Genomic DNA, 22454 nt, shown 5'->3' with positions numbered 1-22454 from the left:
TTTCTGAATTAACAAAACAAAACCGATATGATTATCAGCCAATTGTTTAAGAAGCAGAACAATTTAGCTTTTTCATCACGTTTAGTCCCGCTATCCGCTACAATCTTTTATGCCTCCCGATAGCTATCGGGACCGCCATAAAAGGATTTCCACTTCTATCGGGGCTAGATTAGGAAGTCTCGTTTTCATTAGAACCTTGAAAAGCGAAACCCGACAGGCTTTAAAAACCTGTCGGGTTTACTATGTGTAACTATCTTTGTCAAAATTCGAAAAAATTATCAAAGATTTTTTTCCATCTTAATGACTCAAATTTTCAATTTCCTTCGGATCATGTTTATGTTTAAACAAAACAGCAAATGCTATTGCAATAACCAATGCATAAGCCGCAAACGACAACCAGATCGTATGCCAGTCTTTCATTAAAACTGGATTTGCAAAAATTCCGTCTGCAGAAATTGAATTTCCTTGACTTTTTACAAATTCTACTATCTTTTCGTTTGAAGCATCTGTTTGTAAAAACCCAGCTAATTCTGCTGTATTAGCAAATGATTTTGTAAAAAAACGATCAATTGCCCAACCAGAAGTCAAACTTCCTAAAACCGCTCCTACTCCATTGGTCATCATCATAAATAAACCTTGCGCAGAAGAACGAATTTTAGAATCGGTATTGCTTTCTACGAATAAAGAACCCGAAATATTAAAGAAATCAAATGCCATTCCGTAAACGATACAAGAAAGAATAATCATCCATAAACCATTTACAGGATCTCCAAAAGCAAATAATCCGAAACGTAAAACCCACGCCAACATACTAATAAGCATCACTTGTTTGATTCCGAAACGTCTTAAGAAAAACGGAATCGCTAGAATAAACAACGTCTCAGAAACCTGTGAAATCGACATAATAATAGTCGAATATCTAATTACAAAAGAATCCGCGTATTTTGGAAAATGTTTAAATTCATCTAAAAATACATCTCCATAAGCATTTGTCAATTGAAGTGCTCCTCCTAAAAACATAGAAAAAACAAAAAACAAAGCCATTTTGTAGTTTGCAAACAATTTGAAAGATTCTAGTCCGAAAGTTTCAATCCATGTTGCATTTTCTTTAATCAAACGCTGCGGCTCACATTTTGGCAATGTAAAAGCGTAAAAGCCTAAGATTAAAGCTCCAACTCCAGCAATATAAAATTGATATTCTGTAGCTTTACTTCCACTCAAATTTGTAATCCACATCGCTACAATAAAACCGATTGTTCCCCAAACACGTATTGGCGGAAAATCTTTTACAATGTTCTTGTTATTTAATTTAAGTGAAGTATAAGATATTGAGTTACTTAAAGCGATTGTTGGCATGTAACAGCACATTGCCAAAAGCATTACAATAATAAAAGTATCTGGCGTTTTAACTTGTGCAATTCCAAATAAAACAGCTGCATATAAAATATGAAGGATTCCATACAATTTTTCAGCATTTACCCATCTGTCGGCAATAATTCCGGTTAATGTAGGCATAAATAAAGAAGCAATTCCCATGGTTCCAAATACTAAACCAAATTGTGTTCCTTCCCAATTTTTGGTTCCAAACCAATAATTTCCAATTGTTATCAGCCAAGCTCCCCAAACAAAAAATTGAAGAAAGCTCATAAAGATTAACCTGTTTTTAATTCCCATATAGTGAAATTGTCTTTAAAGTAAAAAATGAAGCGGTAAAACTACCATTAAAAATAATATCTACAAAAAATTATATTGTTTTAACAACATCATTCACTAATTCTAAAACAGCTGCAAATTGTTGCTCTTTATTTAAGTAAGAATTATCAATCTCTATTGCATCATCGGCAATTATTAATGGAGAATCTGCACGGTGAGTATCTATATAATCTCTATCTACAACATTTTTTAAAACTTCTTCATAAGAAACATTATCACCTTTTTGCTGTAATTCATCAAAACGTCTTTGTGCACGTGTTTCTGCGCTGGCAGTCATAAAGATTTTAAGTTCAGCATTAGGAAAAACCACGGTGCCAATATCACGACCATCCATAACAATAGATTTATTAGTTCCCATTGCCTGCTGCTGTTCTACCAACTTGGCACGAACTTCTGAAACTGCCGCTACAGTGCTAACAAAATTAGAAACTTCGATAGTTCTAATTTGCTTTTCGACATTTTCACCATTCAAATACATTTCTGCAAAGCCCAAATCAGCATTAAACTTAAATTCTAATGTAATATCAGACAAGGCTTCAACCAAAGCTTCTTTTTTAAAGAAATCGGCTCCTATAAGATTATGCTGCATAGCAAAAAAGGCAACCGCACGGTACATTGCCCCTGTATCTACATACACATATTCCAGTTCTTTTGCTAATTGTTTTGCTAAAGTGCTTTTTCCTGTAGATGAAAATCCGTCGATTGCAATGGTAATTTTTTTCAATTTCTTATTTTTAAATTTTTATTCTTTTAAAACCTTTATGTTTTTAATAATAAATACTCATTAAAATATCTGATTTAGAACCATCAATTAATCTTGCTATTCTTTCAAAGTATTTTTTATTAACCATAGGGCAGCCATAACTATTGCAAATGTAGCCATCTTTCTCTTCATACGGAACATCATAATAATAATGAAAAACAATATCCCGTTTGAAAGCATTATTATTTGTCTCGTCTAACCCATACAATCTATAAGCCTTTCCAAACTTTCCATAATAATGATTTCCGATAGAATACCTTCCTAATGAAGTGCTTAATGAATTTGGAATATTGCTAAAGAGAAGTTTTCCTTCTTTCCCTGTTTCAGAACCAGATCCATGCGCAACCAAACCTTTGTCTATAATTTTATTTGTATTTAAATTATAAACAAAAAAACGATTCTTCCCTGAAGGAATCTTCATATCTATCAAAAAAACAATTTTATCATTGTATTTTGGATTCTTACGAATTAGCTCTTTAATATCAGCAGCATGAGCTTCAATTCTTTTACACTCAGAAGACGATAAATCAACTTTATTTTTATCAGAAACTATAAAATAAATAAATAGAATCGTAAAAACAAGAAGGGATATGATAATTACTTTTTTCATTGAATGATTACTAAATAGATATTTTCCTCTTAATCAAAAAAAGTTTTTGATTCTGTAAAAAAACTAACTACAATAAATAAAACCAAATAGAATAGTTTTATGCAATTATTGAAAATTTAAGATCAAACCAAAAAGACTTGTATTTGCCGCGAGAGTATATCTAGAATACGAATAGTTAAATTTTAGTTTATTCATTCTTAAACCAAATCCCAACGAAACTCCAGAAAAATTACGTTGTTCTTCTACCCTTAATTCTTCTCCTCTTCTAAAGTTATACCCAATACGAAAATTGAATGCTTTTTTAGGAAAAAGCTCTACTCCAAATGCAACGTGCCTTAAAGCATTGTTTACAAAAGAAACCTTTTCTGGACTTGTACTTCCGTCAATATTAGTTTCTCCACGATTGGGATTAGAGAAAGAAATGTTCCATTGCTGCAAATTTTCTAGCGAAAGATGCCAGCGAATTGGCACATGCTCTAATTCTTGCGAAATACCAGCTACGATTTCAAAAGGAAGATTTTCTTTGATTCCAGAATAAGTCGTAAACTGCGTTCCCATATTTCTAAACACAAGAGCAAAATTCAGATCATTCATTTCATTTACATACAAGAAACCCAAGTCAACAGCACCACCAATTGAATTATAACTTTCAAGAGAGGATGTTATCAATTTAGCACTTGCTCCAATGTAAAAATCGGTATAAGGAACATTGTAGGCATACCCAAGTGATAATGCGCCTTCGCTTCCTGTAAAATTAGAAGTAGCCTGACCATTTTCGTCATAACCTTCAAATGTACCGTAATTCACATAAGTAACGCCGGCATAAAAAGTCTGAACGTGACGATCATAAGTATAAGCATACGACGCAGTGCCATAAGAGGCCTCACCATAATAACTTCCGTAATTTAGTGCTAAATGATTATCCATATCTGCGTTTATTAACGCGGGGTTGGACATGGCCTGATTTACATCATCGTCATATATCGTAATTATATCTCCTCCTAATGCCGCTTGCCTTGGCGAAGTAGTAAGATTTAAAAATTGATAAGTGTAACGCCCACCGACCTGTCCGAAAGAAAACGAACAAATTAAGACAGTAAAGAATAAAACAACTTTTTTGAGCATTTGTTTTGGGCGTACGTAATATGGGCATAACGCAACTGCAAATATAAAACTATATAACTCTTAAAATAATGTGAAATAAAAAAAATCCAAATCCCAATCATTAAAATTGGAATTTGGATTTTGTATAGTATAATTTAAAATTTTTATTTCAAATCTTTCGCATTTTTAACTTTTTGATCTGTCAAAGCTATTGCTAAAACTTCACTCATTTCTTTTACATAATGAAAAGAAAGACCTTCTAAGTACTCTGCTTTAATTTCATCAATATCACTTTTGTTTTCGTGGCAAAGAATGATTTCTTTAATTCCAGCTCTTTTGGCCGCTAAGATTTTTTCTTTAATACCACCAACTGGAAGTACTTTTCCGCGTAGAGTGATTTCTCCTGTCATTGCCAAGCTTTTCTTTACTTTTTTCTGAGATAAAAGCGAAACTAAAGAAGTAAGCATTGCAATACCGGCACTTGGCCCATCCTTTGGAGTTGCCCCTTCTGGAACATGTAAATGGATATTATATTTCTGAAACAATTCTGTACTAATACCTAATTTCTTAGCATTTGCTTTAATATATTCTAAAGCAATTGTAGCAGATTCTTTCATTACAGTTCCAAGGTTTCCTGTAATAGTTAAAGCTCCTTTACCTTCAGAAATTAAAGATTCGATAAATAAAATATCACCTCCAACACTTGTCCAAGCTAAACCAGTTACAACGCCAGCAACATCATTATTTTCGTATTTATCACGCTCTAATCTTGGTACTCCTAAAATCGCTACAATATCTTCATCTGTAACTTTTTTGTTGTACTCCTCTTCCATTGCAACAGATTTTGCTGCATTACGAATTACCTGAGCAATTTTAGTCTCTAAATTACGAACACCAGATTCTCTTGTGTAACCTTCAATGATTTTCTCTAATTGCTTTTTGCCAATAGTCAAATCTTTTGCTGTTAAACCGTGAGCTTCTAATTGTTTTGGAAACAAATGTCTTTTAGCAATTTCAACCTTTTCTTCAATAGTGTAGCCTGACATTTTAATTATTTCCATTCTGTCACGCAAAGCTGGTTGAATTGCGGCCATATTATTTGAAGTCGCAATAAACATCACTTTAGATAAATCATATCCCATTTCAAGGAAATTATCATAAAAAGAACTGTTTTGCTCGGGATCTAAAACTTCTAATAAAGCTGAGGACGGATCGCCGCTATTACCATTTGACAGTTTATCAATCTCATCTAAAATAAATACCGGATTTGAAGTTCCTGCCTTTTTCAAACTCTGAATAATACGTCCAGGCATTGCTCCAATATAAGTTTTTCTATGCCCGCGGATTTCAGCTTCATCACGTAAACCTCCTAAAGAAATACGAACATATTCGCGTCCTAAAGCTTCCGCCACAGAACGACCAATAGAAGTTTTACCAACTCCTGGAGGCCCAGTTAAACATATAATTGGCGATTTCATGTCATTTCGCAATTTTAAAACTGCCAAATGCTCAATCATTCTTTTCTTTACTTCATCAAGTCCGAAATGATCTTTATCTAAAACTTTTTGTGCGTGTTTTAAATCGAACTTATCTTTAGAGTATTCACCCCAAGGCAACTCTAAAAATAGCTCCAAATAATTACGCTGAATTCCAAAATCTGGCGATTGCGGATTCATACGACGCATTTTAGACAATTCTTTTTCGAAATGTTTCTGCGTTTTTTCGTCCCACTTTTTGGTTTTCGCCTTCTGCCCCATTTCGTCCATTTCCTCTTCCTGAGAAACACCACCTAATTCTTCTTGAATGGTTTTCATTTGCTGATGAAGGAAATATTCTCTTTGCTGCTGGTCTAAATCAAAACGGACTTTTGATTGAATGTCATTCTTCAATTCTAATTTTTGAAGTTCAACATTCATATAACGTAAAGTTTCTAAAGCGCGCTCTTTTAATCCATTTATCGATAAAAGACCTTGTTTTTCTTTTACTGATAAATTCATGTTAGAAGACACGAAATTGATTAAAAATGATTGGCTTTCAATGTTTTTAATCGCAAATGTTGCTTCCGAAGGAATGTTTGGACTTTCTTTGATAATTTGAATCGCCAATTCTTTTACTGAATCTAAAATAGCTGTAAACTCAGTATCATTTTCGTCTGGACGCTCTTCTGCAACTTCTTTAATTGTTGCTGTCATGTAAGGATCTTCTAAAACAACTTCGTCAATCTCAAAGCGCTTTTTTCCTTGAAGAATAACTGTTACATTTCCATCAGGCATTTTTAAAACACGTAAAATACGTGCTACAGTCCCTACTTTGTGAATATCATCTTTTGATGGATCTTCATCTTCTTCATTAATTTGAGATACTACACCAATAATTTTTCCTCCAGCGTTAGCATTATTAATTAGTTTAATCGACTTGTCTCTTCCTGCAGAAATTGGAATTACAACTCCTGGAAACAATACAGTATTTCGTAAAGGTAAAATTGGAAGCGAAATAGGCAGTTCCTCATTATTCATTTCCTCCTCGTCTTCTGGCGTCAATAATGGAATTAATTCTGCCTCTGAGTCAAATTCTTGAAGTGACAGATTGTCAATAGTAAGTATTTTATGGTTTGACATAATAAAATATAAGTCGTTTTGTCATTAAAATTGTTATGCTATCTGTAAAAGGAGTATTGCTTATTGAAGGTTTTACTGAAAACAGGTTTCGTTTTTCAATTACAAGATAGGGCATAAAAATAGACAATCATTATGCCAAAAGCAAAAGAAGTCAGTTCTAAAAAATTATATTTTCACTTTCTGTCTAATGAAATTTAAAAAAAATAAAATTAATTTTATAAAAGTGTAACAAATAAAAAAAAGTAAAGTCATTACTAAAAACCAAAAGCCACTACTTGAATACAAACAACCAAAATATCGAAGAACTGATTGCGCTTTGTAAAAACAATAATCAGAAAGCGCAATTTGAAATATACAATCGCTATTGTAAGGCGATGTATAATGTGGCTTTTCGTATTGTAAAAGACGAACATTTTGCACAAGACGTCATGCAAGAAGGTTTCTTAAAAGCTTTTACAAAAATCATTGACTATAAACAAGAAGTGGCTTTTGGAGCATGGTTAAAAAAAATAATCATCAATTATAGCATCGATTTTTACAAAAAAAACAACTCTTTTCAAGTAGAAGACTTAAGCAAACGGCTTTATAAAATCGAAGAAAATGATGGAATTGTTTCTGAAAATATTGACTTAAACTCTCTAAAAGTAAAACAGGTTTTGGATACCATTCTACAGATGAAAGATAATTACAGAATGGTGCTGACACTTTTTTATATAGAAGGTTATGATCAGGAAGAAATCTGCGAAATTTTAAACATCACATACGCAAATTGCAGAACAACCTTGAGTAGAGCCAAAGATAGTTTGAGAAAAAAATTGGAAGAAATATAAAATGAATTGGAATTATGAAAAATGAAAAAGACAATTTAGACGAATTATTCAACAGATTTGAAAACCAATGGGATGTTCAGGAATTAAATACTGACCATCAACTGGATTTTCTCCAAAAACTAAACAAAAAGGAACCTAAGAAAAGATATTGGTTTGTGACTGCTATTGCCGCTTCGATTGTATTGATGCTTGGTGTATCTCTTTTTTATAAAAATGAAAAACCAAAGGAATTCAAATTTGCTTCTAAAGAAACTAAACGCACCGATTCTATTTTCAACATTCTAATTGACAACGAACTGGTTAAACTGAAAGAGAAAAACTCGCCAGAAAATCAGCAGATTATTGATGACGCAATGAAACAGATGAAAACTTTTGACGCTGATTATCAGAAAATCATAAATGAACTGCAAAAAAACGGAGAAAATAAACAAATTATTTATGCCATGATTAGCAATCTCCAAACGCGTATTTCTTTTTTACAAACCGTTCTAAAAAGAATTGAAGACAACGAAAAACTAAAAAACACCTCTAATGAAAAAACACTATAACTTACTAATCTTGCTTCTTTTGATTCCTTTTCTCGGGTTTTCAAATGATGACACTTTTATAACTAAACAAAAAAACATTAAAAAAACGTATATCGTAAATTCAAATGCAGGAATCGATATTGATAACAAATACGGAAGCATTACTGTAACAACTTGGGACGAAGATAAAATTGATCTTGACATTACCATAAAAGTAAATGGACCAAACGAAAATTGGGTTAATGAACGCTTAAACAGCATTGATGTGGATATTACAGCTCTTAAAAGCATGGTTACTGCTGTAACATCGTTAGGAAGTTCTAATGTTAAAAGCAAAGGAAGCAATAACAGTTTTGAAATCAACTATGTTGTTAAAATTCCTAAAAACGGAACAATAAAACTGGCTAATAAATATGGTAATATTTCGATTCCTAGTGCAGAATCTTCGACTGATATAGATTGCAAATATGGAAAAGTTACTTTAGGAAAACTAAACGGATCTAATAATCAAATTTCAATACAATATTGCCAAAATTCAAGTATAGATTATATAAAAGCAGGAAATATTGATGCTAGATATTCAAATCTTAAAATTAATGATTCTGGAAACCTAAATATTAATGCAAACTATACAGATATCAATCTAAATGACGGTCAAAATATTAAAGCCGATTGTAGTTATGGCACATTTAAATTTCAAAAAATCAATTCTTTAAGCGGTTCAGGAAATTATCTTACATTTATTATCGGAGAAATTTCAAGCAACTTTAGTTACGATACCAATTACAGTAAAATCAGTATCGGAACAGTGACAGAAAAGGCTGGAAATATTACAATAAACTCAGGATACACAGATATAACAATCGATTATGTGCCAAATTACGCTTTCGATTTTGATATTTCAGGAAGATATACAAATATCAAACATGATAATTCTTTAGAACTTTCTGTTACTGAAATCAAAAGCAATAGTAAAAGAATTGCAGGTTTCTACAAGAAAAAAGGCCAAAACAAAATCAACATCACATCCAACTACGGAAATATTTCGCTAACAAAAAATTAATCATCTAAAAATCAAAACAATGAAAAAATCAATTTTACTATTAGCATTAACTGCATTTTTTACAAATAGTGTAGTAAATGCGCAAAACAAAGTACAAGGTAACGGAAAAGTAGTTACAGAAACCAGAACTACTGGAGATTATGACGGCATTAAAATAGCAGGATCTTTTGATGTGGACTTGGTATCTGGAAAAGAAGGAAAAATCACTCTAAAGGGAGAAGAAAACTTATTAGCTGTTATCAAGGTTGAAGTTGAAGACAACTCTCTAAAAGTTTATGTTGAAAAAGGTACTCAAATCCGTACAAGTAATGGTAAAATTCAAGTTACAGTTCCATTTGATAAAATATCTGAATTAAGTTTGGCTGGTTCAGGCGATATTCAGTCAAAAGACGTAATCAAAAATGATAATCTTGCAGTAAAGCTATCCGGTTCAGGAAATTTTAATCTGCCAGTTGACACAAATAACTTAGAATTACATGTAAGCGGATCTGGAAATATACATTTAAAAGGAACAGCAGATAAACTTACAACTAAACTTTCTGGTTCTGGCGACATTGACGCTTCGAGCTTAAAATCTAAAATTGTTGAAGCAAATGTTTCTGGTTCAGGAAACAGTAAAGTAAATTGTGCCGAAAGTATAACCGCAAGAGTTGCTGGTTCTGGTAATATAAAATATATAGGAAATCCTGAGAAAAGAGATGTAAAAGTTTCTGGATCTGGAACTATTACCAAAGGTTAATTTTATAAAAAAATATCACGAATTACAAAAATAATCATCAATCAAACAATCAATTGCAATTCGTGATATTTGGTATTACAAAAGGCGTTTCATTAATTTGAAACGTCTTTTTTATGCACTCTTCTTAAAAGGAAAATAGACGTAATAAAGAAAATTGCCAAAATAACAATCGCCGCACGCGGGCTTCCTGTAATCTGGTCTATAATTCCATAAACACACATCCCTATTACGATTCCGATTTTTTCAGCTACATCATAAAAACTAAAGAATGATGCCGTGTCTTCTGTTTCTGGTAATAGTTTTGAATACGTAGAACGTGATAATGCCTGAATTCCTCCCATTACAAATCCTGCCACAGTAGCCATCACATAAAAATGTGTTGGTAATGTTATGAAATAAGCCAAAGCACAAAATACAGCCCAAATACCATTAATAAAAATCAAAGTGGGAACATTACCCCATTTCGCTGAAGCTCTTGAAGTAAGAAGAGCACCAAAAACAGCTACTATTTGAATTAATAAAATACAAATTATTAAACCTATTGTACTTTCTTCTTTTGAAGACCATTGAATTTCCTGTGCTCCAAAATAGGTTGCTACAAGCATTACAGTTTGAACTGCCATACTAGAAACAAAGAAACCTCCTAAATAACGCTTTAAAGGAATATTTTCTTGTAATAATGCCCAAACCTTTTTTAATTCTTTAAAACCATTAAACACAACAGCTTTTGTTAGTTTCTGTCCTGTTTCTTTACTTCCTTTTGGCAAATAATAATAAGTATATTGGCTAAATAAAATCCACCAAACTCCTACCATCACAAAAGAATAACGCATAGCGTCCATTCTTGCAGTATCATTTTCAGCTCCCATTATCATCCATAAATTGATACCCAACAAAAGAACACTCCCTATATATCCTAAAGAATATCCTTTTGCGCTAATTCTGTCCTGTTGTTCCTCAAAAGCAATATCTGGCAAGTATGAATTATAAAAAACCAAACTTCCCCAGTATCCTAACAATCCTAGAAAATAAAATGCTAATCCGACATAAATATTTTCAAGATCAAACCAATACAACCCCATACAGGACAAGGCTCCCATATAGCAGAAAAATTTCATAAAGGATTTTTTATTTCCAACATAATCGGCAATTCCAGACAATAATGGTGAAATGAACGAAACTACCAAAAACGCAGCTGCAGTAATAAAACTAATTAAAGCAGAGTTTTTAAGATGCATTCCGAAAACATCAATGTAATGGTCGCGATCACTGAATAAAGCTTCGTAAAAAATTGGAAATACAGCCGATGCAATTGTCAAAGTATAAACTGAATTTGCCCAGTCATAAAATGCCCAAGCGTTTAAAAGCTTCTTATCTCCTTTTTGTAGGTTTTTCATAGAAATGGTTTTGTTAATAGGCTACGAATTTATCCATTTTTTGCGATAAACAAATAGAATTTATTCAAATGATACATTATTAAATCATGAAGTGTATTAAAATAAAAAAAGCTACTCCTAAGAATAGCTTTACAATATATTTTTTATATATTATTTTATCGTTCCAACCTTTAGAGCAATAGCTTTTGCCTCCGGAATTAATGCTTTAATATTAGCAATCCTTGTAGCATCAGACGGGTGTGTGCTCATGAATTCTGGTGTACCTGATCCTCCAGATTTAGCAGCCATTCTGCTCCAGAAAGCAACAGCATCATCTGGATTGTAACCAGCAATTGCCATTAAAGTTAAACCAATTTTATCAGCTTCACTTTCGTTGCTTCTACTAAATGGAAGCATTACTCCAACTTCAGAACCAATTCCGTACGCTTGTGCAAATATTTGCTGTGTCGCTTCAGATTTTCCGCTTGTTGCTGCTCCTAAAGCTGCTCCACCAATTTGTTGTAATTGTGCTGCAGACATTCTTTGCGCTCCGTGATTTGCCAAAGCATGCGAAACTTCGTGCCCCATTACGGTTGCCAAACCTGATTCATTTTGAGTAACGGGAAGAATTCCTGAATAAACAACAATTTTTCCTCCAGGAAGGCACCAAGCATTTACCTCTTTATTATCAACCAATTTATACTCCCAGCGATAATCTTTCAAGTATTGCGTCTGACCTAAATAATTCAAATATTTTTCGGCAGCTGCCTTTATCTTAAACCCTACAGTTTCTACCAGTTTTGCATCTGCTGTTCCTGTAATAACTTTGTTCTCTGTTAAGAACTGGCTATATTGCTGAAACGAAGATGGAAATAATTCGCTATTCGAAACAAAATTCAAATTTTGTTTACCAGTAATTGGATTGGTTGCACAAGCTATCATAAGTGCTCCAAAAACCCCTAAAAACACATATTTTTTCATAATTCACGCTATTTTTATAACAAAAATACGATTAAAAAAGATATAATGTTTTACAGAATAATTCAAAAAAATATCAAAATTTGATTACTCGCCAATAATATGCAGCTCATTAAACTCTTTATCAATTAGTAAGAAATTATTTTGTTGGAAACTAATTTTATCAAATTCTACTTTTTCGTTGTCTATTTCTATTTCAGAAACTTTAAACGGCAAACCGATAAGATTAATTTTGTACTTACTGTAAGGAGTGTCATATTTTCCTTCTTTATGAAGCTGGATAATCAGTTCTTTTTCCTTTCCAATATTTCTTAAAGACAAATAACTATAACGCCCCTTTTTATAATCATAACCATCTTGAGCATCTTCATAAACTGCCGACTGCTCTTTTCCGTTTTTATAGTAAACATCCAGCGTTAGTTCATCAAAATCTAATTGACCCACATACTGCTGAATTGGATATTTTGGAATAATTGCTCCTGCTTTTACGAAAACTGGAATTTCATCAAATTTAGTATCAATCCAAATTTCTCTACCTCCAACAAAAAGCTCATTTGTCCAATAGTTATACCATTCTCCTCTAGGAATATACATACGTCTACCTACAGCGTTAGGTTCAAGTATAGGGCAAACTAAAATCTGATTTCCAAAGATAAATTCATCATTGCGATAATGGGTTTGTGTATCATCCTGATCAAAGTAAACCAATGGTTTCAGCATCGGAATTCCCTCTTCTATATATTGCCAAAACATTGTATATAAATAAGGTAATAATTGATAACGAAGGCTCACAAATTTTCTAGTTATGTTAATGACTTCTTCGTCAAATGCCCAAGGTTCTTGATTTCCATGATCACCAGAAGAATGCGTTCTGCAAAACGGATGAAAAACACCTAACTGAATCCAACGTGCATATAATTCGCCTGTTGGCTGTTCTGCAAAACCACCGATGTCAGAACCTGTAAATCCCATTCCTGAAATTGACATTCGCTGCACTTGAATATTAGCAAGCCACAAATGTTCCCAAGTGGCTACGTTATCTCCTGTCCAAGAAGAAGTATAACGCTGTGCGCCCGAATAAGCTGATCTCGTAATTACAAACGGACGTTTCGGATAAGCAAATCGTTTTACTCCATGATAAGTAGCTCTTGCCATTTGTGTCCCGTAAATGTTGTGCGCTTTTCTATGACTGCATGGATTTCCATCATAAACGTGGCGAACATCCATTGGAAATGTTTTATTAGGAACTTCCATTACGGCAGGCTCATTCATATCATTCCAAACACCTTTTACTCCTATATCTGCAACTAATTCTTTAAATAATCCTGCCCACCATTCTCTAACTACGGGATTTGTATAATCAGGAAAATTACATTCTCCTGGCCATACTTTTCCTTTCATATAAGGTCCATCTGCCCTTTTGCAGAAATAATCTTTTTCTAAAGCTTCTTTATAAACCCAATAATCTTTATCAATTTTAATTCCCGGATCAATAATTACGACTGTTTTAAAACCGTCCTCGGCCAATTCAGCGACCATTTTTTTCGGGTCAGGAAAATAGTTTTTATTCCAAGTAAAACATCGAAACCCTTCCATATAATCAATGTCCAGATAAATAGCATCACATGGAATTTGAAGTTCTCTAAATTTTGAGGTTATTTCTTTCACTTTACTTTCAGGATAATAGCTCCATTTACACTGGTGATATCCTAAAACCCAAAGTGGCGGTAATTCTGGTTTTCCTGTTAAATCTGTATAAGTGGTTACAACATCCTGCATTTGAGGCCCGTAAATGAAATAATAATTCATCTCTCCACCTTCTGCCCAAAAACTCGTAACGTTTCTTCTTTCTTGACAAAAGTCGAAGAAAGTTCTAAAAGTGTTATCAAAGAAAACACCATAGGATTGTTTATTATGAAGACCAATATAGAATGGAACAACTTTGTAAAGCGGATCCTGATCTTTCTGGTAAGCATATTGGTCTGTAGCAAAATTTTCTACTCTTTTGCCTTTGAGATTCATTTGAGTCGCTTTATCTCCAAGACCATAATAACATTCTCCATCTTTAGAGAATTTACTCATTTTCACGATATTTCCGCCATATTCATAGCTTTCTTCCCAATGAAAACCAAGTTCGTCTTCTAGAATTAGAAAATCGCTTAAATCATAAATAGAAAGACGAAGATCTGATTTTTGGATTTTACATTTTACTTTACTAGTTCTAATCTGGAAATATGTTTCTTCTTCAGTAAGTTCCAAAAAATTATAGCCATGAAGCTGTGTTTTATCAATTGCATACGAGAAATCGTTACTAAAATAACCTTTTGTCGTAAAACGAAATCGGATTAAACTATCACGAAGAATTGTGACTTTTAAAATTACTTTGTTATCCGTGTTAAAGAAAATTGAATCTCCTTCATGTTCATAAGAGACAATTTTTGATGGATATAAATCGCCTTTGTATTCTAATGATGTGTTTGTAATCATATCTCCAATGAATTAATTTATAACTTTTCTTTACTATCAAACATACAAAAAAAGTTGGTAACACCCTATGAATAAAAGGTTTATTAACGAAAACGTTTTTTCTGATTGCCTTTCAAATTACAAAACAAAAAATCAACAATATGATAATTTTGAAACGATAAAATGACAAAATCTCATTAGAGAAAAATGACTCTAGAATTTATTAAATTAAAGAATATACTGTGACACTTAAAGGCGGTAATATTAATTCTGCAGAAAAATCTCTTCCATCATAAGAAATAGATTCAGCTTTCAATGATTTAGAATTTCCAGCACCACTTCCACCATATATAGTGGCATCACTGTTAAAGATTTCTTGCAGCTTGCCTTTTTTAGGAATACCAATTCTATAGTTTTCTCTTAGCACTTCAGTAAAATTACAGACAACAATTAGATTCTCATCCGGATTATTCCCTTTTCGGATATAGGATAAAATAGCATTTTGATGATCGGAATAATTAATCCATTCAAAACTATCTCCTCTAAATTGTTTTTCGTACAATGCTGGTTGCGATTTATACAATTGATTCAAATCTGTAATCAACCTTTTTATTCCAGAATGGAAATCATATTGCAACAAATGCCAGTCCAAACTTTGCTCAAAGTTCCATTCACTAGTCTGCCCAAATTCGGCTCCCATAAACAGTAATTTTGTTCCGGGGTGCGTAAACATATATCCATACAATAATCTCAAGTTTGCAAAACGTTGCCATTCGTCACCAGGCATTTTATAAATAAGAGATTTTTTGCCATAAACCACTTCGTCATGTGAAAACGGAAGCATGAAATTTTCAGTAAACGCGTATGTCATCGAAAAAGTCAATTCATTTTGATGGTATTTTCTATAAACCGTTTCTTTTTGAAAGTATTTTAAAGTGTCATGCATCCATCCCATCATCCATTTCATTCCAAAACCTAAACCTCCCACAGAAGTCGGTCTTGAAACCATCGAAAAAGAAGTACTTTCTTCTGCAATAGTTTGAATTCCAGTAAAATTAGAATAGATTACTTCATTAAACTCTTTAAGAAAGCTAATGGAATCTAAATTTTCTCTTCCGCCAAAAATATTAGCTTCCCACTCGCCCTCTTTTCGAGAATAATCCAAATAAAGCATAGAAGCTACAGCATCAACTCTGAGTCCATCGATATGATAATTTTGAAGCCAAAAAACAGCATTGCTTATTAGAAAAGCGCGAACTTCATTTCTTCCATAATTAAAAACCAAACTCTTCCAATCTGGATGATACCCTTTTCTGCGATCTGGATGTTCGTACAAATGCGATCCATCAAAATAACCTAAGCCATGTCCATCATCAGGAAAATGTGACGGCACCCAATCAAGGATAACTCCAATTCCCTCCTGATGTAATTTATCCACCAAAACCATAAAATCTTGCGGTTTACCAAAGCGTGAAGTCGGCGCAAAATATCCTGTTAATTGATAACCCCAAGAAGGATCATAAGGATATTCCATAATAGGCATAAATTCAACATGTGTAAAACCTGTCTCTTTTACATACTTAACTAAATCTTCGGCAAGTTCCAGATAAGTCAAAAAGCGATTATGATCTGCTCTTTTCCAAGATCCTAAATGCACTTCGTAAACCGAATATGGTTTGTCTAATGCATTATGATCCTGACGATTCTGCATCCAATTTTCATCTTTCCACTTATAATCTAAATCCCAAACTACAGAAGCTGTGTGTGGCGGTTTTTCGCAGTAAAGCGCAAATGGATCTGCCTTTTCAGTAATTACCCCGTTAATATTGGATTGGATTTTATATTTATACAATGTTCCTTTTGAAATATCAGGAATAAAACCTTCCCAAATTCCAGAAGAATCCCAACGAACATTCAAAAGATGTTCCCCTTGTGTCCAATAATTAAAATCACCTACAACAGATACAGATTGAGCTGTTGGAGCCCAAACTGCAAAATATACACCTTTAACTCCATTTACTTCAATTAAATGAGCTCCTAATTTTTCATATAATTTAAAGTGTTTTCCAGCCTTAAATAAATCAATATCAAAGTCGGTAAATAGAGAATGTGCGATTACTTTTGTCATGTTTGGTTTTTAAGGCAATTATTTAAAAATACTCCCGAAGCTTCGAGATGGAATTTGGAATTTGATTTTTTAAAATTTATAACATTTATTCAATTCTAAAATTATCAGATAATGTTACTCCTTTTTTGACAACAACAATTCCATCTTTTATACTGTATAATTCATTCGTAAAATTGTCTAAATGCTTTCCACCCGAAATATGTACATTATTTCCAATACGAACATTTTTGTCAACCAAAGCATTTTTAATAAAGCAGTTTTCACCTATTCCAACATGAATTTTATTAATACTGCTTTCATGATTTAATTCGTCAAGATCCTGATAAAAGTCGTTCCCCATAACGTAGCAATTTTCCAAAACAGTTCCTTCGCCAATTCTAGAACGAATTCCAATTACAGAGCTTTTAATTTCTTTGGCATTAATAATACAGCCTTCTGAAATTAAAGATTGATTGATAATCGAATTTCTAAATTTAGAAGGTGGCAGCAATCTTGGTCTTGTAAAAATTTTATTCTCGTTATCAAATAAGTTAAATTCTGGAATATCCGCTGTTAAACCAATATTTGCTTCAAAAAAAGATTCAATATTTCCTATATCTGTCCAATATCCTTCATATTGATAACTTAAAATTTTATGTTTCCCAACAGATTGCGGAATAATTTCTTTACCGAAATCCTTAGTTTCCTGGTCTGCCATTAATTCTTCCAATAGTGATTTATTGAAAATATAAATTCCCATTGAAGCCAGGTATTTTTTGCCTTTTTCTTGCATTTGTTCGCTTACCTCAGACTCCCATTCTGGCAACAATGAAGCATTCGGTTTTTCTATAAAAGCATGAATATTATTTTCGTGATCCGTTTTAAGGATTCCAAATTCTGGAGCATCTTTAGCATTTACAGGTAAAGTTGCTATAGAAATTTCTGCATCGGCTGCAATGTGCGCTTCTAGCATTTCGTTAAAATCCATTTGATATAATTGATCACCTGATAGAATCAAAGCGTGATCAAAATCGTGCTTCAAAAAATGTGACATACATTGTCTTACTGCATCCGCTGTTCCCTGAAACCAAGTTGGATTGTCTGGAGTTTGTTCTGCTGCCAAAATATCAACAAAAGACTGGCTGAAAATGCTAAAATTGAAAGTGTTTTTGATGTGAGCATTCAAAGATGCTGAATTAAATTGTGTCAAAACAAATATTTTAAAAATATCAGAATTGATACAATTCGAAATTGGAATATCGACTAAACGATATTTTCCTCCAATCGGAACCGCCGGTTTTGATCTAGTTTCTGTTAATGGAAATAAACGTGAACCTTGTCCACCTCCTAAAATAATGGCAACTACATTTTTCTTTTTAAATTTCATTTTGCTGAATTATTAAGTTGTATATTTCGATATATTCTTTGCAAACACTTTCCCAGGAATGATCTGCTGACATTCCTCTTTTTAAAACTTTATTGAATTTTATTTTATCCTCATACAACCTAACCGCACGGTTTATTGAATAGCATATATCAGCCACAGAAGCTTGATCATGACAAACTCCGTTTCCTTCGTCTCCAAAATCAATAACCGTATCTCGCAATCCTCCTGTTCTTCTCACTATCGGAATTGTTCCATAACGCATCGCATACATCTGATTCAAACCACAAGGTTCAACTCTTGAAGGCATTAAAATATAATCTGAACCTGCGTAAATCAGATGTGCTAATTCTTCATTATAACCAATAAATACATTGTAATTTCCTTTGTAATCATTTCGAAGCTGAGTCAATTGCGCTTCTATTTCTGAATTTCCTGAACCTAAAATCAAAATATTAATTTCTTCGAAATGCTCAGATAAAGCCAAAGCAGAAGCATGCGGAAGCAGATCACCTCCTTTTTCTTCAAACAATCTGCCAATGAAACTAAATAATGGTTTCGAAGAATCTAAATCAAACTCTTCACATAGCTTATCTTTATTTTTTCGTTTTCCTACTTCAAAATCTTCAATCGAATAATTTTCTGCTATCATTTGATCCTTCAACGGATTCCAAACTTCAATATCAATTCCATTTAAAATTCCTCTTGATTTATTTCGAACAGAATTAAAGAGTGATTCTAATCCATTCGCAGAAATATTTATTTCGTTTAAATAGCTTGGAGAAACTGTAGTCACAGCATCTGCACATTTGATCGCGACCGCAAGAGAATTTATAGAATTATTCCATTCCAAAAATCCAACATGTCTTAAATCAAACTCTGGCAGATAATAGAGTTTATCAAATCCAAACCATCCTTGATAAAGTCCATTATGAATTGTTATAACCGTCTTTACATTTTTTAAAACTTCATACTTGTAGGCGAATTGCAATAAAAACGGAATAACACCGGTATGATGGTCATGACAATTAATAATATTAGGAACTTTGTTACGAGCTATAATCCAATCTAATGTAGCAATTTGAAAAGACAAAAATCTTTCAATATCATCTTCATAACCATAAACGTTTGGTCGATCAAATAATTCATTAATTTCTATTAGATACAATTCATAGCCTAATTTATTTGTTGTTTCCTTTAGAACGCTAAATGGAAAATTAAAGTTTCCTAATGTAACTGTGCCCCAATGAACACATTCAAAACTATTCTCGTGCTTAAACTTAGTATCGTAACAAGGAATTACAACTCTAACATTATGTCCAGCAGATTGCTGATATTTTGGTAACGCACCTACAACATCTCCCAAACCACCCACCTTTGCCACAGGGTAGCATTCTGCACTAATATGAAATATTTCCATTTAAGAAATTAATTTACGATTATAATAAGAAGCAATCATTTATATACTACTTTTATGTTTTTTAAATTTAGCAAAAAAACAAGTAAAATCCTTCTTTTAAATAAGTTTTATTGAAATGGCAAAAAAGGCAAACAATCCTACTAAATCATTAAAAATTCCCACTATTATCATAGTTTCTGCGAAAATTTGCGCATTTATATCCACAAAATTGGTTACAAAATTTGCAGCAAAGATCTTTACAACACCTATAAAGCATAAAGTTCCAAAACGTGAATTGGAAATGGATACCAAAAGCGAGCAAAAGTTAATTTATGTTCCTGCCATCGGTAAGAGTGTAGTGACTTATTTGTACGGAGAAGGTCAACTTAAGGTATTATTAGTCCATGGCTGGTCAGGAAGAGGTACTCAGCTTTTTAAAATTGCTGATGAACTTTTAAAATATGGTTATTCAACTGTTAGTTTTGATGCTCCTGCTCATGGAAAATCAGAAGGTTCAACAACTATAATGTCTGAATTTATAGCATCTATTCTAGAAATCGAAAAACAATTTGGTCCCTTTGAAATTGCTATAGGACATTCTTTGGGAGGAATGTCGGTTTTGAATTCAATTAAAGATGGACTTCAAGTTAAAAAAGCAATTGTTATTGGAAGTGGAGATATTGTTCAGGATATTTTGGATGAATTTACTTTTAAGCTTGGGTTAAAAAAAGAAATTAGCTATCATCTAAGAAATTATTTCGAAGATATTTATAAAGTTAAAATGGACGATTTTTCAGCTTATAAAGCTGCGCAAAAAGTCAAAATTCCTGTTTTAGTTATGCACGATAAAGATGATCCTGAAGTTCCTGTCAAAGCAGGAATACATATCCATGAAAATCTTGAAAACGGTTCTTTATTTTTAACTGAGGGGCTTGGGCATAGAAAAATTTTAGGAAATCAGAATGTCATTAAAAAGATTTTAGATTTTATTAAAAATGCTTAATTTTATCTCTATAAAAAACTAATTATCAATATTTTAAATCTAAAGCAAGATGAATTTATTTAGTGAAGATGAGAATTGGGAAACTAAATTGAATCCAATTTTAGAAAAATATAAAGGCAAGAAGCATCCGTTAGAATACAAAAACACCTATCAATTGCTTGTTATGGTTATTCTCTCTGCACAAGATTCTGATGCTAATATAAATAAAATAGCACCAAATTTATTTGAGAAATATCCAACATTAAAAAGTATATCACAAACCGATATAGAAACTTTCACATCTCACATTACTAAAGTTCGAAATTATACCACAAAAGCACAATGGATTCTAGATATTGCAAAAACTATTAAAGAAGACGCAAATATTCCGTTAACAATGTCCGGTTTAACTGCTCTAAAAGGGGTTGGAAGAAAATCAGCAAATGTTATTCTAAGAGAAACAAATAAACCAGCTGAAGGAATTATTGCAGATTTGCATGTTATTCGAGTTGCTCCACGAATTGGAATAATAAAAGAAAGCAAAGACGGAAATAAAGTGGAAAAAGATTTAATGCAGATTTTGCCAAAAAATATATGGTCAGAAATAGGAATGGCAATTTCTTTTCTAGGAAGAGAAACTTGCCGACCAAAACCAAAATGTATTGAATGTCTTTTAGCTGATATCTGTCTCTATTACCAAACAGAAGTCATCTAAACTATTTTCTTCTAGTATCAATTAAATAAATAATCTTCCAAGAATCTTTTTCTTTAAACAATGTAAAGGCATTCACTCCAGTGTGGCTAAGTTTATCATTTATATAAAATTCATACGGAGTCCAAACATGCGCCATAGCTCCATCAATTTGGATAGAATAACTCAATATTTTTTCCTGGAACTTTAATTTTTCTAGAATTGTTACAATTGATTTGTAAAATTCTTTTGCACTTTCATTAGTAAGTTTATTTCCTTTAACAGCATTTTCGCTAATGGACTGTAATATCATTTTATCTGCACAAACTAATTTTATCTTTACTGAATCTCTCTGGTGAAATCCTTCAAAAAAAGCCTCAATGCATTTTTGAACATCTTGTTTTTTGAGCATTACAAGACAATCCGAAAAGAAAAAGCAAGATAATTGTGTAAGTTCTCATAGTCCTAAAATATTAAACGCCAAATTGAGAAAAATGATGATCCAAATGTTTTGCAAACATATTATTCCACTCTTTAGATGATAGTTTACCAAATGAAAGAGATTCTTTTCCTTCAAACTCTTTTTCTCCTAATTCTTCAGTTTTTAGAATATAGGAAATTAACCTGCTTTTTTCCAGTTCGAAATCACGATCTCCTTTAATAATAAATTGCGGAGCCGTACTAAGATTTCTTGGATAAGGCGATTCGCTTACTACTTTGTTTTTAGCCAATAGTTCTAGAAGAAGCTTCATTAAAACATTCGGCTTTGGGTGAATATTATCATAAACCATTTCATATGTAACATTACAGTGAGCCAACATCTGATCAACAGACATTTTTCCCCAAAGTGGCCTAGAATCAGATTTAAGCTGATTCACTCTATTTATAAATTGATCACAATCTTCTTTAAGAAAAACATTTTGCATAGTTTATAAATATTATAATAATAAAGTAAAAATATAAAATTTAGAGGCTGATCTCAATTTAATCCAAAAAAAAACTTCAACTAGCAAAAGCTAATTGAAGTTTTAGTACTCAGAGCGGGACTTGAACCCGCACGAACATTGCTGTTCACTGGATTTTAAGTCCAGCGTGTCTACCAAT

19 protein-coding genes are annotated in these 22454 nt (G+C 32.5%); 6 read left to right on the top strand and 13 right to left on the bottom strand.

Going from position 1 to position 22454, the window contains the following annotated elements; all coding sequences use genetic code 11:
- Nucleotides 1-297: 297 nt before the first annotated feature.
- The 5 genes from AAYQ05_RS13530 to lon form a co-directional block, all read right to left on the bottom strand.
- On the bottom strand, nucleotides 298-1674 hold the full coding sequence (locus AAYQ05_RS13530) for a nucleoside permease (protein ID WP_343544014.1): 1377 nt from the start codon (nucleotides 1672-1674) through the stop codon (nucleotides 298-300).
- Between the two features lie 70 nt (nucleotides 1675-1744).
- Nucleotides 1745-2437, bottom strand: a complete 693-nt coding sequence (cmk, locus tag AAYQ05_RS13525; RefSeq protein WP_343544013.1) for a (d)CMP kinase — start codon at nucleotides 2435-2437, stop codon at nucleotides 1745-1747.
- Between the two features lie 43 nt (nucleotides 2438-2480).
- Nucleotides 2481-3086: a murein L,D-transpeptidase catalytic domain-containing protein gene (locus tag AAYQ05_RS13520; RefSeq protein ID WP_343544012.1), complete on the bottom strand. Its 606-nt coding sequence runs from the start codon at nucleotides 3084-3086 to the stop codon at nucleotides 2481-2483.
- 105 nt (nucleotides 3087-3191) lie between these two features.
- Nucleotides 3192-4211 carry a type IX secretion system protein PorQ gene (gene porQ / locus AAYQ05_RS13515; protein WP_343544011.1) on the bottom strand — a complete coding sequence of 340 codons (1020 nt, stop codon included), beginning with the start codon at nucleotides 4209-4211 and terminating at the stop codon, nucleotides 3192-3194.
- A 143-nt stretch (nucleotides 4212-4354) separates the two neighbouring features.
- Nucleotides 4355-6808, bottom strand: a complete 2454-nt coding sequence (gene lon / locus AAYQ05_RS13510; protein WP_343544010.1) for an endopeptidase La — start codon at nucleotides 6806-6808, stop codon at nucleotides 4355-4357.
- Between the two features lie 275 nt (nucleotides 6809-7083).
- Here lon and AAYQ05_RS13505 point away from each other — a divergent pair, with 275 nt between their 5' ends.
- Genes AAYQ05_RS13505 through AAYQ05_RS13490 form a run of 4 tightly spaced genes read left to right on the top strand, consistent with a single transcriptional unit; the run spans nucleotide 7084 to nucleotide 9967 of the window.
- On the top strand, nucleotides 7084-7638 hold the full coding sequence (locus AAYQ05_RS13505; RefSeq protein WP_343544009.1) for an RNA polymerase sigma factor: 555 nt from the start codon (nucleotides 7084-7086) through the stop codon (nucleotides 7636-7638).
- A 14-nt stretch (nucleotides 7639-7652) separates the two neighbouring features.
- Nucleotides 7653-8186: an anti-sigma factor gene (locus AAYQ05_RS13500; protein WP_343544008.1), complete on the top strand. Its 534-nt coding sequence runs from the start codon at nucleotides 7653-7655 to the stop codon at nucleotides 8184-8186.
- Complete coding sequence (locus tag AAYQ05_RS13495; protein ID WP_343544007.1) at nucleotides 8170-9228, top strand: hypothetical protein; 1059 nt, start codon at nucleotides 8170-8172, stop codon at nucleotides 9226-9228. The genes AAYQ05_RS13500 and AAYQ05_RS13495 overlap by 17 nt, the downstream gene beginning before the upstream one ends.
- A 19-nt stretch (nucleotides 9229-9247) precedes the next feature.
- Nucleotides 9248-9967: a head GIN domain-containing protein gene (locus tag AAYQ05_RS13490; RefSeq protein ID WP_343544006.1), complete on the top strand. Its 720-nt coding sequence runs from the start codon at nucleotides 9248-9250 to the stop codon at nucleotides 9965-9967.
- A 92-nt stretch (nucleotides 9968-10059) separates the two neighbouring features.
- Here AAYQ05_RS13490 and AAYQ05_RS13485 read toward each other — a convergent pair whose 3' ends face one another.
- From AAYQ05_RS13485 to AAYQ05_RS13460, 6 genes are all read right to left on the bottom strand, one after another.
- Nucleotides 10060-11364: an MFS transporter gene (locus AAYQ05_RS13485; RefSeq protein WP_343544005.1), complete on the bottom strand. Its 1305-nt coding sequence runs from the start codon at nucleotides 11362-11364 to the stop codon at nucleotides 10060-10062.
- 150 nt (nucleotides 11365-11514) lie between these two features.
- Nucleotides 11515-12324 carry a M48 family metallopeptidase gene (locus tag AAYQ05_RS13480; RefSeq protein ID WP_343544004.1) on the bottom strand — a complete coding sequence of 270 codons (810 nt, stop codon included), beginning with the start codon at nucleotides 12322-12324 and terminating at the stop codon, nucleotides 11515-11517.
- Nucleotides 12325-12408: 84 nt separating this feature from the next.
- Nucleotides 12409-14808: a glycoside hydrolase family 31 protein gene (locus tag AAYQ05_RS13475; RefSeq protein WP_343544003.1), complete on the bottom strand. Its 2400-nt coding sequence runs from the start codon at nucleotides 14806-14808 to the stop codon at nucleotides 12409-12411.
- Between the two features lie 202 nt (nucleotides 14809-15010).
- Nucleotides 15011-16915, bottom strand: a complete 1905-nt coding sequence (gene glgB, locus AAYQ05_RS13470; RefSeq protein WP_343544002.1) for a 1,4-alpha-glucan branching protein GlgB — start codon at nucleotides 16913-16915, stop codon at nucleotides 15011-15013.
- 85 nt (nucleotides 16916-17000) lie between these two features.
- Nucleotides 17001-18281, bottom strand: a complete 1281-nt coding sequence (locus tag AAYQ05_RS13465) for a glucose-1-phosphate adenylyltransferase (protein WP_343544001.1) — start codon at nucleotides 18279-18281, stop codon at nucleotides 17001-17003.
- Nucleotides 18271-19698, bottom strand: a complete 1428-nt coding sequence (locus tag AAYQ05_RS13460; protein WP_343544000.1) for a glycogen synthase — start codon at nucleotides 19696-19698, stop codon at nucleotides 18271-18273. The genes AAYQ05_RS13465 and AAYQ05_RS13460 overlap by 11 nt, the downstream gene beginning before the upstream one ends.
- 115 nt (nucleotides 19699-19813) lie before the next feature.
- On the opposite strand from AAYQ05_RS13460, the gene AAYQ05_RS13455 reads away from it, so the two are divergent.
- On the top strand, nucleotides 19814-20680 hold the full coding sequence (locus tag AAYQ05_RS13455; RefSeq protein ID WP_343543999.1) for an alpha/beta hydrolase: 867 nt from the start codon (nucleotides 19814-19816) through the stop codon (nucleotides 20678-20680).
- Between the two features lie 49 nt (nucleotides 20681-20729).
- The gene (locus tag AAYQ05_RS13450; RefSeq protein WP_343543998.1) at nucleotides 20730-21374 is read left to right on the top strand and encodes an endonuclease III domain-containing protein; all 645 of its coding nucleotides are present in this window, start codon (nucleotides 20730-20732) and stop codon (nucleotides 21372-21374) included.
- Between the two features lies 1 nt (nucleotide 21375).
- On the opposite strand, the gene AAYQ05_RS13445 is transcribed toward AAYQ05_RS13450, so the two are convergent.
- On the bottom strand, nucleotides 21376-21762 hold the full coding sequence (locus AAYQ05_RS13445) for a nuclear transport factor 2 family protein (protein WP_343543997.1): 387 nt from the start codon (nucleotides 21760-21762) through the stop codon (nucleotides 21376-21378).
- Nucleotides 21763-21823: 61 nt separating this feature from the next.
- On the bottom strand, nucleotides 21824-22276 hold the full coding sequence (locus AAYQ05_RS13440; protein ID WP_343543996.1) for a DUF1569 domain-containing protein: 453 nt from the start codon (nucleotides 22274-22276) through the stop codon (nucleotides 21824-21826).
- Nucleotides 22277-22454 lie beyond the last annotated feature (178 nt).

Source organism: Flavobacterium movens, from assembly GCF_039581425.1.
GTDB classification, from domain to species: domain Bacteria; phylum Bacteroidota; class Bacteroidia; order Flavobacteriales; family Flavobacteriaceae; genus Flavobacterium; species Flavobacterium luteolum.
The sequence above is the reverse complement of the archived record's forward strand: the minus strand, read 5'-3'. Positions and strand labels throughout refer to the sequence as shown.

Coding starts and splice junctions, on each gene's coding strand:
- AAYQ05_RS13530 (WP_343544014.1), bottom strand. CDS start 1,674: ATGGGAATTAAAAACAGGTTAATCTTTATGAGCTTTCTTCAATTTTTT.
- AAYQ05_RS13520 (WP_343544012.1), bottom strand. CDS start 3,086: ATGAAAAAAGTAATTATCATATCCCTTCTTGTTTTTACGATTCTATTT.
- porQ (WP_343544011.1), bottom strand. CDS start 4,211: ATGCTCAAAAAAGTTGTTTTATTCTTTACTGTCTTAATTTGTTCGTTT.
- lon (WP_343544010.1), bottom strand. CDS start 6,808: ATGTCAAACCATAAAATACTTACTATTGACAATCTGTCACTTCAAGAA.
- AAYQ05_RS13500 (WP_343544008.1), top strand. CDS start 7,653: ATGAAAAATGAAAAAGACAATTTAGACGAATTATTCAACAGATTTGAA.
- AAYQ05_RS13495 (WP_343544007.1), top strand. CDS start 8,170: ATGAAAAAACACTATAACTTACTAATCTTGCTTCTTTTGATTCCTTTT.
- AAYQ05_RS13490 (WP_343544006.1), top strand. CDS start 9,248: ATGAAAAAATCAATTTTACTATTAGCATTAACTGCATTTTTTACAAAT.
- AAYQ05_RS13485 (WP_343544005.1), bottom strand. CDS start 11,364: ATGAAAAACCTACAAAAAGGAGATAAGAAGCTTTTAAACGCTTGGGCA.
- AAYQ05_RS13480 (WP_343544004.1), bottom strand. CDS start 12,324: ATGAAAAAATATGTGTTTTTAGGGGTTTTTGGAGCACTTATGATAGCT.
- AAYQ05_RS13475 (WP_343544003.1), bottom strand. CDS start 14,808: ATGATTACAAACACATCATTAGAATACAAAGGCGATTTATATCCATCA.
- glgB (WP_343544002.1), bottom strand. CDS start 16,915: ATGACAAAAGTAATCGCACATTCTCTATTTACCGACTTTGATATTGAT.
- AAYQ05_RS13465 (WP_343544001.1), bottom strand. CDS start 18,281: ATGAAATTTAAAAAGAAAAATGTAGTTGCCATTATTTTAGGAGGTGGA.
- AAYQ05_RS13460 (WP_343544000.1), bottom strand. CDS start 19,698: ATGGAAATATTTCATATTAGTGCAGAATGCTACCCTGTGGCAAAGGTG.
- AAYQ05_RS13455 (WP_343543999.1), top strand. CDS start 19,814: ATGGCAAAAAAGGCAAACAATCCTACTAAATCATTAAAAATTCCCACT.
- AAYQ05_RS13450 (WP_343543998.1), top strand. CDS start 20,730: ATGAATTTATTTAGTGAAGATGAGAATTGGGAAACTAAATTGAATCCA.
- AAYQ05_RS13445 (WP_343543997.1), bottom strand. CDS start 21,762: ATGCTCAAAAAACAAGATGTTCAAAAATGCATTGAGGCTTTTTTTGAA.
- AAYQ05_RS13440 (WP_343543996.1), bottom strand. CDS start 22,276: ATGCAAAATGTTTTTCTTAAAGAAGATTGTGATCAATTTATAAATAGA.